Here is a 14,198-nt window from a genome sequence, read left to right on the forward strand (position 1 = left end):
GATCGGCATCCTCACTCATGGCGCGGCTGTGACCTTTATGACCCGCCTTAGCGCCGCCAGGCTTTGCCCTGTCCCGACGCGCCTTGCGATCGCTCGAAGGTGGCTTGGACGACGTGCGCGATGTCTTGTCCGGTCGCTGCATCCGCAGCACCAGATCGATCAGTTCCTCCTTCGTCAGCCGCTCCAAATCACTGCGATCCATATCCACATGGATTCAGGGTTTCGCACGCCTGACAAGGGGGTGTAATTACCTTCACAACGCCCGGTTCGCGTATTAGTTGTCCGCTTGGTAACGCGTCACGAAAACTCTTTTTCGTTTGCGGCGTGACTTTTTTGTTGAATCTTACGAAGACCTTCGTATACTGAGTGGGCTGATGGCTTTCAAGGGTGTCAGGTATCGCGTCATCAAGGCACTGAAGGAAGGTACTTATCAGCATGCGGCCCGTGGGGGCATCGAGGACAAGAATGCCTTGATGACTGGCGACATCTCCCCCGAGCAACTGATAACGATCATCGACAGGTGCAATGGCACGCATCATGAGAGTTCTGAACACCATGAGTTCAAGGGCATTGAAGTCCACATCCTCAAGCGAGATGGATGGTACATAAAATTCTACTTCGTTGACCCTGACACGGTCTTCATAAGTGTACATCCGTCAAGGTAGGCTAACATGAAAATCTGGTATGCTGGAGATAGGAGCAAGGCGCTCTGCGAAAAATGCCGGAAAGTCGTTACGACGACTTTCGATTACCACGATGTGCCCTTCGAAAGCGGGATCGGAGTGGCAAAGCAGATCATGGCGGCTACCTGCGACGAGTGTGGTACCGTTGTGGCTATCCCCCCGCAGTCGACGCCAGCGATCCGCGTTGCTCGCGAGATTGCTTCCAGGCCCTTGGAAGTGGTTATGGCCGCGCCGTTTATAGATACGTTGGACCTGGCGTCCTATCGGATTGATCCTTCTGCGGGCGTGATCCTCCGGAAGTCACTGATCGCATACTTCGTGCACAGGTCCGTAAACGACGATTCCTTGGTTGAGCGGCTTCGCAAAAACGCGGAGGTTCATCGAGCGAAGTGGAAAAGCTGGCACGACACCCCGTCAAAACGTCTTTCGATGAAAATAACCCCACGCGTTGGCGACGAGTTCGACGAACTCGTCAAGAAAAGCGCGCTGAATAAGACAACATTGGTCAAGTCCATCGTGATGGACATTGGCTCCGAGATCGTTGAGCCCGAAGAGCCGCAGATGATGCCTGAGTTGCGCAGGATGGCTGCGGCGCTTGCTGCCTAGTTGGCGTTTTGGCAATATGGCTGCATTTCCTGTTTCAGGAGGCACCATCCCGATCAAGTGGCGTCTCGCCCTTGAGGCGCGCGCTGGCGAGCTCAATGAGCGAGTAGGCTATCTCGTCCTCGCTCCAGCCGGAGTCCGCCGCGCGCCCAACCAATTCCAGGAAGGCCGGTTCCAACGCGAGCTTGCATTGAAGGCCGCGGTCCGCATGGTCGGCTGGGGAACTTGGTTCGACGATGCCTGATCGCTTCATTGCAGGCCATGGGCTCTCGCCCCTCTCCCTTTGCCACACGAGGCGCGCCAGCTCGCGTGTTGTTGGAGCGCGCCCTGGCAACCGCTTCATCTTCTCAACCAGTCGCTCTAGCGAGCCCGCGCGTTCCAACTCGGAAAAGAAGTGATGCGGAGTGACGCTACCCAGCCGATGCAGCTGGGCCATGTCCCACACATAAGGATAGTCAACCATGAAATCGGATCGGCGCGCGGCCCTGGACGGCTCAACCCTGGTCAGGATGCCGCCGCCCACGAGCCGATCGGCCTTCTCGATGATTTGGCGCACCCTTGATGTGGACAAGCCATGTTCCTGCGCCAGCGCGGCGAAGCGCCTGCCCTCGAGAAAGCCCTCGACCAGGGCGACGTTCCTGTCGACGGTAGGGCTAAACCCCCAACAGGCGCGCAGTTTTTCCAGCATCATCGCCTTCGTTCATCCGGTTGTTCGCGCCCCCTGCAAACCCTAACCGGGCAAATCGGCGCTTGGAAGACCCCTGGACACTCGCGTCTTGGCTCGGGCAGCGATGCGCCGATAGTGGCCATGTGAACACGAAAGATCAGGGCGATCACCATGAACGGTTTGTGACCGGCGACCTCGCGAATGTCGGCTTCTACGGAACACCCGCAGCTCTCGGCAACGTTGACGGGCAGCTCAGACCAGTCGAAGGCCTCGCCTGCCTTCTGGCAGCGGTCGACGCCTTGCGTGACCGGGACGAGCTGACTGCCGCGCCGCAGCGGATCACCGTCGTACGCCATCTCGGGCTTCAGGGTCGCGTCGTCCGGCAGGAAGAACACGGCGGGCCGCCACAAGGTAGGGATCGACGGGAATCCGGGCATGAGCACGACCGCCGTCGCCTGCGAGCGTACGTGCAGTAGTGTCCTGCCCGCGTTAGGCTCTCGTCATCGAGATGCCAAGCCGTCGGCAGCGCTCCCGTCACGGAAGCGAAGATCGAAGGCGCTGAGTGCGCATTTCGCAAAAGCCGGACAGGGGTTCCGCTCCTGGGCGGTGATCAGGGTGGATTTGCGGCGATAGCGTTCCTCGACGATTTCGAACAGATGGAAGCGCTGCTCGGCGCCAGCGACAGGATGCCCATGGCCGATCGGTATCCCTGTTCCGGATGTTGGTCGGTCGCGCATCAGGGCGATGACGGTTTCAAGAGGAAAGTAAAGGATGAGCTTGCCCAGTCGATGTCGCCTCGCGCTTGCGTGGCCAAGGACATCACGATTAGGGGGCGGCCTACCAACCTCGCACCGCGCGATATAGCTTCTCCACTGTCGCGATCCCGACAGAATTGTATCGCGGCTAACAAACGGAACCCGCCGCGCAAAGCCAACCTATCGCAATAACAACGGATTCTCAGCTGGCATGGCTCTTGCCGTTTGAACTGTACGTGCGCTCCGGCACAGAGCCGCTCCCAGTGGATCTCACGACCATTGCGCATATGTAGGCCAAAGGGCTTTTCGACAGCGAAGTCAGGGCGACGATGAGCAATCGTCACCGAGTCCATTGGACCTGAGTTTATGGAGGAGGTCATACAATGAACAAGGCGATTTCGTTCGGGTCGGAAGCCTTGCCGGTGACGGGGTTATCGACGACCCTTCGTGAGCTCATTCTTTCCAACGACCTGACATTTTTGATGGAAGCGCATGATGGGCTTTCGGCAGCGATTGCCGAGCGTGCCGGCTTTCTAGGGCTCTGGGCCTCGGGTCTTTCCATCGCCTCGGCGCTTGGCTATCGGGACGCCAACGAGGCGAGTTGGACGCAAGTCGTCGACGTCGTCGAGCGCATGGTCGATGCGACGAACATCCCCGTTCTTGTCGACGGCGACAGCGGCTTCGGAAATTTCAACAATGCTCGCTTGGTCGCGCGGAAGCTTGAACAACGCGGCGCCAGCGGCGTCTGCCTCGAAGACAAGAGATTCCCAAAAATGAACTCCTTCATCGGCGATCGGCATCCACTCGCTGACATTGACGAGTTCTGCGGCCGTCTCGAGGCCGTGAAAGACACGACGGGACCGGATTTCGTCCTCGTCGCGCGCATAGAGGCGCTGATCGCCGGTCACAGTCTCGATGAGGCACTATGCCGGGCCGACGCTTATTCGGAGGCCGGCGCCGACGCAATCCTCATCCACTCCCGCGCGGCCGTCGCCGACGAGATCCTGACCTTCGCCAAGGAATGGAACAAAAAGCTGCCGGTCGTTATCGTCCCCACCAAATACTACAAAACGCCGACTTCGGTGTATCGCGATGCCGGCATTTCGACCGTAATCTGGGCCAACCATTCGATGCGGGCGGCGATCGCTGGCATGCGTGACAACTGCGGCCGCGTCTGGTCGGACGAAAGCGTTGCCGGGATCGAGGACCAGGTTGCTGGCCTCGACGAGCTGTTCAGCCTGATCGGCTACGACGAACTGGCTCAGGCGGAAGAACAGTATCTGCCGAAGCGGACAGCAGAGCGAGTGACTCGGGCCAATTTCAAGAATTCAAAAATTAGCTCACGAGGGGCGCACATGCTTGCGCAACGGATGTCATTGCTTTCAGGTTCCGGCACTGCCGCCGCCCGTGAGGCAGCCAAGATTGCGACTGCAGCCGGCCGTCAGATCATCGATCTGGCGGCTGGCGAGGTGATCATCGAACCGCCTGTGTCAGTTCGCAATGGAGCGATCGCCGCAATCAATGCCGGCACGAACCGCTATACGGACTCAATCGGTCTGGCGTCACTCCGGGAAGCCGTCGCGAAAAAACTGACGATCGAAACAGGTATTGGCTGGAATACCGACGATATCGTGATCACCGCGGGCGCAAAACAAGGATTGCTCGATGCTGCTCTGGCTGTGCTTGATCCAGATGACGAGGTCATCATCTTTCGCCCGTGCTGGCCGACATTCCCGTCGCAAGTTCTTCTTGCCGGCGCAAAGCCTGTCTTCGTTGACGTCCGCCCGCCAACCTACGTTCCTGACATTGTCGCAATCCGCGCCGCCGTTACACCGCGAACGAAAGCCATCATCATCAACTCGCCAAACAATCCCACAGGCGCTGTCTACGATCGAAAGACTCTTCAGGACATTGGCGACCTCGCAATCAACTACCAACTCTGGATCATTTCCGACGAATGCTATTCCAGCTTTGTCTTCAACGGCGGACACCATGAGTCCATTGTCATGGCCCATCCTAGGGTTCGGTCGCGGACAATCCTGGTCAATGCCTTTTCTAAGGAGCTGGCGATCACTGGGTGGCGCGTTGGCTATTTTGCGGCGCCGCTGGAGATCGTTTCCGCGGCCAAGAAACTGCAGAGTCACACGACCTCGAACCCCAATGTGATAGCGCAACATGCCATTCTGCATCACCTACAGGTTGGTGATGGCCGTTTTGAGCGGGAGATGCACCGGCGGTTGACGGACGCTCGTATCATGGGGCTACATATTCTGTCCGGCCTACGCGATGTAGATGCGCCGTCCGCCGAGGGATCGTTTTTCTTCTATCTTAACCTGAGCACGTTAATCGCGTCGCTGCCGCAGGGGAGGCACGTGCGAACTTCGGACGACGTTGCCCGGTTGCTTCTCAAGGAAGCCGACGTGGGCTCCGTCGCCGGGGGCACCTTCGGTGATCCGAATGGGCTGCGTCTATCATTCGGTGCGCCCCCAGCTCAGTTGGAGCAAGGACTGCAGAAGATTGTCGAAACGTTGAACAGCCTCAAGACCAGACAAGCAGTCTGAGCCTCTCATCAGAAGGAAATTTGATATGAGCAACCGTACGCGCTCCGTCATCCTCGCCGCAGGCGTCGGGTCAAGGCTGCGCCCGTACACGGATGCCGTTCCGAAGCCTCTGGTGGAGGTAAACGGCACCCCCATGCTGCACAACGCGTTGCATCAGCTTTCCGAGCTCGGGATTTGCGAAGCGACCATTGTCGTGGGATACCGCAAGGAAGCCATCGAGCAGTCGTGCGGCCAGCGGTTCGCGGGGGTAGAAATCGAGTATGTCCACAATCCGATATTTGACCGGACCGGCAGCGCCTATTCACTCTGGCTGGCGCGGAACACAATGCTTGCCGGCGATACGGTCTTCCTCGAAGGCGACGTGTTCTTTGAGCGCGAGGTGCTGGAACGAACCCTTCGGACTGTCTCGGCGACCAAAAAGAACGTCGCAGCGGTAGCCGTATTCACCGAAGCGATGAGCGGGTCGGCGGTCGAGTTGGCCGCGGATCACTGTGTGTCCACATTCGTGATGAACCAGACGCCAGCCCAGGCGCAGGCAAGAGGCCTCTTCAAGACGATCAACCTGACCCATTTCGGTGCGGCGGCGCTGCACGATCGGCTAGTGCCGGCGCTACATCGCGCAGCCAAAAGCGGGCACCTGACCGCCTATGTCGAACAGATTCTGGCCCTCTTGGTGGAAAACCGCGAGGTGCAGCTTTCTGCGGCCGATTGCAGTGACACTCGCTGGTTCGAAATCGACAGCGAAGTCGATCTGCGGCTTGCGGAGGAGATTTTCGCATTGCCGCCGACGCGCGCATTCGCGAGCGGGGCTGAAGATGCACCGGGGAAACAGGAGCATGGAGATGATCGGCTGCCTGCGTGACTACGGAATGCCATCACAGCGGTAGGAGCTGCCGACGGATTTCAGGTTGGGGTCGATATTGCGAGTCCAAAAATGGGCATCACCTGCCGAATCCAGGCGGCAATGCAAATGAACGTATCTCTTCACTTCGTGGCCTCATTCCGTGACAGACCGTCATTCCTTATGGAAGCGCATGATGGGCTTTCGGCAGCGATTGCCGAGCGTGCCGGCTTTCTAGGGCTCTGGGCCTCGGGGCTTTCCATCGCCTCGGCGCTCGGCTATCGCGACGCCGACGAAGCGAGTTGGACGCAAGTTGTCGATGTCGTCGAGCGCATAGTCGATGCGACGAACATCCCTGTTCTTGTCGACGGTGACAGCGGCTTCGGAAATTTCAACAATACTCGCTTGGTCACCCGGAAGCTTGAGCAACGCGGGGCCAGCGGCATCTGCCTTGAAGACAAGGGCTTTCCGAAGTTGAACTCCTTTATCGGGGATCGGCATCCGCTGTTAACATCGACGAATTCTGCGGCCGGCTCAAAGCCGTGAAAGACACGACGGGAGCGGATTTTGTCGTCGTCGCGCGGATAGAGGCGCTGATCGCCGGTCACGGTCTCGATGAGGCGCTGGTACGCGCCGACGCCTACGTCGAAGCCGGCCCCGACGCCATCCCGATCCATTCCCGCAAGGCTGTGGCAGACGAGATCCTGGCCTTCGCCAAGGAATGGAACAAAAAGCTGCCGATCGTCATCGTCCCCACGAAATACTACAAAACGACGATTTCGGTTTTTCGTGATGCCGGCATTTCAACCGTCATCTGGGCCAACCATTCGATGCGGGCGGCGATCGCTGGCATGCGCGATATCTGCGGCCGCATCTGGTCGGAAGAAAGCATCGCCGGGGTAGAGGACCAGGTCGCCGGCCTCGACGAGCTGTTCAGCCTGATCGGCTACGACGAACTGGCTCAGGCGGAACAACAGTATCTGCCGAAGCGGACAGTAGATCGACGTCCGAGCGACCCGGACCAATTTCAAAAACTCCACAAGTAGCTCAGGAGGGGCGCATGCTTGCGCGACGGATGTCCTTGCTTTCAGGTCCGGGCATTGTCGCCGCCCAAGAGCCAGCTGAGCTCTAGGAGCCTGTCTGAGTAGTCACTGGTCAAGTTGGGACGAGTCTGATTCCTTGCGGAGTTATCAGCAAGGATTTTCACCGCTGGAAGATCGATGAGGCACAGCTTCTGCCGCCGAGCGTGCAGGATTACGTGCCCAAGGAGCACCTGTCGCGGCTGATCGTTTCGTTGGTGAGGGAGAGTCTGGACCTTTCCGCGATCAGCGGCAGCTACACGAGCGAGCTTGGTCAACCGCCGTTCGACCCGCGCCTGATGACGGCTCTGCTTCTGCATAGCTACGCGAGCGGGCTGTATTCGTCGCGCCGGATCGCCAAGGCCGCCGTGGAGCGGGCCGACTTCATGATGATCGTGGCGGGCGACCCACCGGACTTCCGCACGATCTCGGAGTTCCGCAAGCGGCATTTGCCGGCGCTGGCGGCTCTGTTCGTGCAGGTGTTGAAGCTCGCCGAGAAAGCCGGTTTGGTGAAGCTCGGGCACGTCGCGCTCGATGGCACCAAGATCAAGGCGAACGCGTCGAAACACAAAGCGATGAGCTATGCGCGCATGAACAAGCGGGAAGCGGAGTTGCAGGCCGAAGTCGACCGCTGGCTGGCCGCGGCTGCGGCCGCCGATGCCGGGGAGGACAAGCTGCCACGGCACGAAGCGGGGCGATGAGATGCCCGATTGGGTGGGCGACAAGGAAAAGCGGCTTGCCAAGATCCGCGCGGCCAAGGCCGAGTTGGAGGCGGAAGCGAAGGCCGCCGCGGCGGAGGAGGTCCGGCGCCGGGCTGAGGCGGAGGAGAAGCGCAAAGCGGAAGGTCGCAAGAAGAACGGCAAGACGCCCGCGCCACCTCGTGAGGAGCCCGAGGGCAAGACACAGCGCAACTTCACCGATGCGGACAGCCGTATTCTTGTGACCAAGGACGGTTATATCCAGGGCTTCAACGCGCAAGCCGCGGTCGACGGCATGGGCCCAGATCATCGTCGCCAACGGGCTCACCGCGAGCATGAGCGATCACGGCCAGCTCGTGGGGCTGATCGACGGCATCAAGGCCAATCTGGGGGCATGCCGAAGGAGGCCTCGGCCGACAGCGGCTATCTGAGCGAGGCGAACCTCGAGGCGCTGGCCGGTCGCGGGATCAGCGCTTACATCGCGACCGGACGCGCCAAGCATCCCACCGAGGTCAAACGAAAGTTCGGCGGACCACTCACCCAAGCCATGCGCGACAAGCTGAAGCGGGCGGGATGGCGAAGCCGGTACAGATTACGAAAACAAATGCCCTGGAACTTCAAACCAGACGCCGTCAGCTAACCGCTTACGATCAAACAAGCAAGAGGGTTCAGGCAGTTCCTGTTGCGGGGCATCGAGAAAGTCAGCGCAGAGTGGGCCTTGACCTGCACCGCACACAACCTAACCAAGCTCGCAAGGGCCGCATGAGCAGCCTATCGTCAATGAAACAAACCGACGCCAGAGCTAACTGGACAGGCTCCTAGATGTGGCCGATCGGCATGGTGAGTCTGGTCTCCCATTTTGCGGCCCTATCGCGCGCCTGATTGGGAAATCAGCACCACCAACTGCCATACAATCACAACACCGTAATTACATCGGGACCCTGGTTTTTCGCGCAAAAGGCCATGAAAAGTCACAGCTGCGATTCAAATAGTCAGTTGTGTTCATATGTCCTCTCCTTCGCGTCAATGGCGACGGAGAGACCCTAAGCTATGCCGACTAGACGACCGCTATGGTGCAGGAAACGTTGGCAAAAACTTGATTAATCGGCATAGTTCGCCGGTCGGCATAAACCGGCAAGATGAACTATGTCGATCCACTCGACTGGCTCTCCCAGACCCTGACCCGCATCGCTCAAGGCTGGCCGGCATCCGAAATTGAAGCCCTCATGCCGTGGAACTTCACGACCGACGGCACCAGCTGACCGCTTACGCTTCATCAAGGTAGATGGATGCCCACGTCGCGAGTGAGACTAGATTCCAAGCGGTTTTGAAACTCTCTTCCGTGAGTCCGGCTGTACGGGGCGGCAGCGTTGCAATCCGTTCGAGCAAGTCGAGGGAGTGCTTTTGAAGAATGGAGTTCGAGCGGATCCAATCAATCCGTTCGGCCAGCCAAGACCACATACTGTCGTCGTAGCGGAGATGTAGAATCCGCTTGGGACGCATAGTGATTTCATCGGGCACGATTTGCCGCGCCGCCTCGCGAAAGATAATCTTGTTATTCTCGTGGCTGAGTTTCTGAAAGTCGGGGATTTCAAGTGCCAGGTCCGTCAGTATTCGTTCCGCGTAGGGCATCCTGAAAGACAGGCCGTGCTTGCCAGCCAAGAGCTCCTGGGCAGCAAGGCGCTCGTCTCGTACGGTGAGGTCCTTGCAAAGCCGGCGATAGATTTCGCCATTTTTCGAGAGCAAAGAGCGATGATACGGCATACCGGCAAACAACGTGTCAGCAGCATTGCCCGAAAAAATGATGTCAACTAAGTCTCGCGCGCTCTGAAGCAGGGCATAGAGGCATGGGAATTCATCGTATCCGCCCGGGTTGTCCACAGCGTTGATGGTGTCCGTCAGTAGTGTTGTGAGGGCATCAGGTTGAACTATGATTTCATGGTGATGTGTCCCAAGAAGTCTCGCCGTCTCGCCCGCGCCGATGATCTCTGGGTCGTCGTGACCATAGCCAACAGTAAATGTGTGAATCTCACTGCTGCCGCGCATTCGCTTAAGGGTCGCCGCAATTACGGCAGAGTCGACGCCGCTACTGAGCATCACACCATATTTGGGTGCAAAATCGGTCGAATGCCAACCGATCGTCTCTCGAACCGCATTTTCAACTCGGCCAACTGAAATCGGCTTGAGCGGAGGGCGTTTATCGCACAGACCTTCGCGCAGATGAATTGTCTCGCAATTTCCATCCTGCCATATGAGGAGTGTCCCTGGCCGCACAGTAGAAACGTGCCGTAGAAAGGTTCGCCCGGCTGGCGCCCATCCGTCATAAACGAAGCCGTATATGGCTTCGTGATCGAGGTTTCGGGTAACCCAAGGCAGCAATAACAGGGCCTTGTACTCCGTAGAGAAGGCAATTGTTTCAAGTGACGCAGCCCATGAGAGACTTTGCGCTCCGAAAGCATCTCGAACAAGAACCAGGCGGTTACGATTCCGCGAGTGGACCGCAATGGCGTAGTGACCGCATAGAACTCGGAAGAACTCGAGTCCAAGTCTGACGTATTCGGTTCGGATGTCTTCAGCCGAAAGATAACGTGGTGCCCGTGTCTTTTCATCGACGACAAATGGAAAGCCCGAATAGACAACGGCGATGTCGTCATCGACAGCAATAGGCGCCATCTGAGTGGAATGGCGAGCGCCAAAAGAGAAGACTGGTCCGTCTTCCATGACGACGTTACGGCCGCGGTGTTTCAGCACGGCTCCCATCTCCATGGTGCCCTGTGTGTTGGCGCCGACAATCCCCCACAGCGCCCCAATTGGGGAAAGAGCGATGTCTGTCATGCGAGTGTTCCGGCAAGGAGCGACGCGGAAGCCGCTACACTGAAGACGAGGATGGCAAAGTACATGACCTTTCCGGGAGCCGGGATTTGGATTGATGCGACGTGGAATACAGCCATAACAAGGAAGCAGATGTTTAGAATGGCTGCGAAATGGCTACCAAGTGCGGATTTGACTAGAAATAATACTGCCATCAGGGGAACGTCATAAGAGAGGGGGAGGCCCGTAAATTTGTTGTCCTCCGACAGACCGAAATTACTAAAGTAGCTGAGTCTTATAGCGCCTGCCAGCAGTAGTGCCGTACCAGTAAGCAGCGAAAGCAGCGAAGCGCTGCTCTCGGTGATGATACACACAACAGGTAATACTGCCCCATAGATGATATCCGCGAAACCGTCCAAGCTCTTGCCCATTTTTGCGTTTTCAGGTGGTCGATTGACTATGCGGATTGCAACCGCTCCGTCGAGATGATCCGCCAGCATCGCCCAGAGTGCTACCGCAACGGCGGCAGCCGTGTGGCCGGCCAACGCGAGGTAAACCGCGAAAGAAGAAAAGAAAATACCCGCCATCGTGATCGCGTTTGCTGGATCCAATAGGTGCCGAAGCATTGCTTTCTCCGCAAGAATTAGCGAGCCGCTACAAGTGTGTGTGTTTTTGCACCGAAGTTCTCCGGAATGCTCTCCCCTGCACCCTTGTTATGCGGATGCTCGCCTGGTTGGCGCCAACGCGGCGCCATCGGGTGCAGCAGGTTCGTTTCCCATTTGATTCGTTCGCATGTTCGCGGGTCGCGTTAACCCAAGATTTTCACGAAGCGTAGCTCCACCATATTCAGAGCGAAACAAATTTCTCCGCCGAAGTTCGGGAACAACAAGTTGAAGAAAATCATCCAAATCGTCGGGGAACATAGGAGGCATTATAATAAAGCCATCTGCGGCACCCGCCGTAAAAAACCGTTCCATTTGGTCGACAATTTCTGCGGGTGAGCCAACGCAAACCAAATGTCCTCTTCCAATGCTGAGGAAAGCTGTGAGTTGGCGAATCGTGAAATGCTTCTCCGTCGCAGTATCGATCAGCAGTTTCTGGCGACTCTGCATATTGTTTGTTTTACCTAAGTCATCGGGAACCGGACAGTCGAGCGAATGCTTATCGACATCGACTACGTAACCGAGGAGTCGCTTAGCCAGTTCAAGCGCAATGTCTTCGTGGATTAGCGATTGAAGCGTACGCAGTTTTTCCTCAGCTTCTTCTGCAGTAGGTGCCACGATTGGAACGATCCCAGGCATCACAACAAGGTCCGCATCAGATCGACCGAAGTCCCTTGAGAACGCCTTGACCGATTTATAAAACGCCTTCGCGTCCTCAATGCTTTGCTGCGCCGTAAAGATCAGTTCGCCATATTGCCCTGCAAACCTAGCACCCGTCGGCGAGCTACCTGCCTGTGCAAGGACAGGATATCCTTGTGGCGAACGGGATATGTTCAGAGGTCCGCGAGCTGCAAAATATTCCCCATTGTGGTTCAAGAAGTTCATTTTCTGTGGGTCGAAATATAGCCCGGATTCACGGTCCGTAATGAATGCATCGTCCGCCCAACTATCCCACAATCCTTCGACGACCTCCAAGAATTCGGTCGCACGTTGATATCGTTCTTCGTGGGGAGGAAGCGCTTGTAGGTTGAAGTTTTGCGCTTCAAACGGATTTGCCGAGGTAACGATGTTCCAGCCGACGCGACCGCAGCTCAGGTGGTCGATCGATGCAAATACCCGCGCAAGATGATAAGGCTGATTGAATGTGGTCGATGCTGTAGCGACTAAACCAATGTTTTTGGTGGTCATGGCCAAGGCTGCGAGCAAGGTGGTAGGCTCGAACCCGACAATTCGACCGGATCGCGACATCGCTTCGACTGTGGATTCACGAACACCGGCAGTGTCAGCTATGAATACAAAATGCAACGCGGACGCCTCCGCTTTTGCCGTATAGGATTTATACCGTTCGATATTAGCGCCCGCATCCGAATGCGCATTCATGTGGCGCCATCCAGCCTCGTGATGGCCGCCCGGACGCAGAAACGCACCTAGTACCATTTGACCTGCAGACATAGCTATCTCCTCATGGTGGTGACTAACCGCGGTTCAGCCGGTTCGGACATGTTGCTTCCTTCGTTCCGTTGACCTCGACGTCACCACGACATGGATCCGGCAGGACTTCGTGCCGCCACGAGTGGGAGACTCAAAAGTCGTGCCAACTGTGCAGATAAAAGTTCCGGGAATATTCTGAAGGCCTACCAATGCCTTACACGGAGTGCAGCAGGAACCCCGGCCGAACACGACGGTGTCGTGGCTCAAGACCCGACAGTGGGCGTCAGTTGTCCGTCGTGTTTCCAACAGTGCCGGACAGGATTCCTCGTATTCCACGTGGCGTTCCGCTTGCGTGAACTTGACGGTCGAAAGCCACTCAGTTCTGAACGATCAAGCCACGGGGTAGAGACCAGCATGCTTCTACTGAATGGGTAGAGACCGCGAACTGATCCTCCAACGTGAACGCGCCCAAACCACGAATATACAAAGGCAATTCGTAGGCCAGCACCATGTCAGGTTCGATGACCGTTTCATGGTCGGCGGCAATGAAAGGCCACTCCTCAACGAAAAGAGAAGCGCCGACGCTGTGTCCGAAATGGCCTCGGGAATACATGCCGTAGCCCCGATCGTGCATCGCCTGCATGGCTGCGTAATAGATGAGGTTGAGCGCGATACCGGGTCTCAGAAGATCGAGCCCCACATGGAAGGCATCGTAAAGCGCTGTATAGACGTCGTAGACATCTTGGCTTGGCTTGCCGAAGACAACGGTGCGTGCGCTGTCTGACGTATAGCCGTCCACCGTGCTGCCGAGGTCCAGTCGAATAACATCACCAGGTTCGACCGGCCGGCCACGTCCCGTCGCGGACGGCCCGACGGTGATGGTTCCGGTCGGTGCAAAAGAGCCCTTGTGCCCCATGTCGATCGACTTCGACGGCTGCCGCTCTGCAATAGACATCCCACAGCTCCTGCGGCGTCACGCCGACCTTTAGCTCCGACAGAATGGCATGCACACCTGCTTCAGCAGCATGGCCCCCCAGCGTGAGTTTGGCGATCTCCTGTGGCGACTTGACCATCCGCAGCATGCTGACGATGCCGGAGGCATCAGACCAACGGGCTTTGGGACAGGCTCCAGCGAAGGAAGGGGCGTCGGCCACGGGCAAGAAAGCATGCTCGGTGCCGAGATGGGCCTTGTCCAGGCCGCGCCGCGCCAACAGATCGGCTAGAAGCCTGAAGGTCTGCCTGCTGTCGAAAGTCGCTGGTCGTGGGAGACCGGTAATTTCTCTGGGGTTGAGCACGGATTGTTAGGCCCGAGCAGTTCATCACCGTCGCTTTGTTCGGAGAAGCAACGATGGCGGTGGAGTGGACAATTACAATCGAGGGAAAGAGCGAGTTCGGCGACGTTTGTCG

The 14,198-nt window shown here is 57.6% G+C and carries 9 protein-coding genes and 6 pseudogenes; 7 read left to right on the top strand and 8 right to left on the bottom strand.

The window, feature by feature from the left end:
- Positions 1 to 202 (bottom strand): annotated as a pseudogene (locus tag D3227_RS38025) (IS66 family transposase); the annotation flags it as partial.
- Positions 189 to 653 carry a hypothetical protein gene (locus D3227_RS42080; protein ID WP_167481050.1) on the bottom strand — a complete coding sequence of 155 codons (465 nt, stop codon included), beginning with the start codon at positions 651 to 653 and terminating at the stop codon, positions 189 to 191. The gene D3227_RS42080 and the pseudogene D3227_RS38025, both read right to left, overlap by 14 nt.
- Before the next feature lie 18 nt (positions 654 to 671).
- Here D3227_RS42080 and D3227_RS38035 point away from each other — a divergent pair, with 18 nt between their 5' ends.
- Positions 672 to 1,289: a hypothetical protein gene (locus tag D3227_RS38035; RefSeq protein ID WP_120019187.1), complete on the top strand. Its 618-nt coding sequence runs from the start codon at positions 672 to 674 to the stop codon at positions 1,287 to 1,289.
- A gap of 34 nt (positions 1,290 to 1,323) precedes the next feature.
- Here D3227_RS38035 and D3227_RS38040 read toward each other — a convergent pair whose 3' ends face one another.
- Complete coding sequence (locus D3227_RS38040; RefSeq protein WP_245330989.1) at positions 1,324 to 1,974, bottom strand: hypothetical protein; 651 nt, start codon at positions 1,972 to 1,974, stop codon at positions 1,324 to 1,326.
- Positions 1,974 to 2,390, bottom strand: a complete 417-nt coding sequence (locus tag D3227_RS38045) for a hypothetical protein (RefSeq protein ID WP_147377795.1) — start codon at positions 2,388 to 2,390, stop codon at positions 1,974 to 1,976. Before D3227_RS38045 ends, D3227_RS38040 begins: the two co-directional genes overlap by 1 nt.
- Before the next feature lie 701 nt (positions 2,391 to 3,091).
- On the opposite strand from D3227_RS38045, the pseudogene aepX (D3227_RS38055) reads away from it, so the two are divergent.
- From aepX (D3227_RS38055) to D3227_RS38080, 6 genes and pseudogenes are all read left to right on the top strand, one after another.
- A pseudogene (gene aepX, locus D3227_RS38055) lies at positions 3,092 to 3,997 on the top strand (phosphoenolpyruvate mutase); the annotation flags it as partial.
- Between the two features lie 165 nt (positions 3,998 to 4,162).
- A pseudogene (locus tag D3227_RS38060) lies at positions 4,163 to 5,269 on the top strand (pyridoxal phosphate-dependent aminotransferase); the annotation flags it as partial.
- Positions 5,270 to 5,294: 25 nt separating this feature from the next.
- Complete coding sequence (locus D3227_RS38065) at positions 5,295 to 6,131, top strand: phosphocholine cytidylyltransferase family protein (protein ID WP_245452122.1); 837 nt, start codon at positions 5,295 to 5,297, stop codon at positions 6,129 to 6,131.
- A 102-nt stretch (positions 6,132 to 6,233) separates the two neighbouring features.
- A pseudogene (aepX, locus tag D3227_RS38070) lies at positions 6,234 to 7,156 on the top strand (phosphoenolpyruvate mutase).
- 143 nt (positions 7,157 to 7,299) lie between these two features.
- Positions 7,300 to 8,653: pseudogene (locus tag D3227_RS38075) on the top strand (IS1182 family transposase).
- A gap of 364 nt (positions 8,654 to 9,017) precedes the next feature.
- A pseudogene (locus D3227_RS38080) lies at positions 9,018 to 9,149 on the top strand (transposase domain-containing protein); the annotation flags it as partial.
- Positions 9,150 to 9,153: 4 nt separating this feature from the next.
- Here the strand turns inward: D3227_RS38080 and D3227_RS38085 are convergent.
- The 4 genes from D3227_RS38085 to D3227_RS38100 form a co-directional block, all read right to left on the bottom strand.
- The gene (locus D3227_RS38085) at positions 9,154 to 10,722 is read right to left on the bottom strand and encodes an asparagine synthetase B family protein (RefSeq protein WP_120019189.1); all 1,569 of its coding nucleotides are present in this window, start codon (positions 10,720 to 10,722) and stop codon (positions 9,154 to 9,156) included.
- The gene (locus D3227_RS38090; RefSeq protein WP_120019190.1) at positions 10,719 to 11,324 is read right to left on the bottom strand and encodes a CDP-alcohol phosphatidyltransferase family protein; all 606 of its coding nucleotides are present in this window, start codon (positions 11,322 to 11,324) and stop codon (positions 10,719 to 10,721) included. Before D3227_RS38090 ends, D3227_RS38085 begins: the two co-directional genes overlap by 4 nt.
- Positions 11,325 to 11,411: 87 nt before the next feature.
- Entirely contained in the window at positions 11,412 to 12,812 is a 1,401-nt protein-coding gene (locus D3227_RS38095; RefSeq protein ID WP_120019191.1) for an LLM class flavin-dependent oxidoreductase, read from the bottom strand.
- A gap of 355 nt (positions 12,813 to 13,167) precedes the next feature.
- A complete protein-coding gene (locus D3227_RS38100) occupies positions 13,168 to 13,746 on the bottom strand; it encodes a M24 family metallopeptidase (protein ID WP_120019192.1) in 579 nt (192 codons plus the stop codon).
- Positions 13,747 to 14,198 lie beyond the last annotated feature (452 nt).

It is taken from the genome of Mesorhizobium waimense (genome assembly GCF_003601975.1).
GTDB classification, from domain to species: Bacteria; Pseudomonadota; Alphaproteobacteria; order Rhizobiales; family Rhizobiaceae; genus Mesorhizobium; species Mesorhizobium waimense.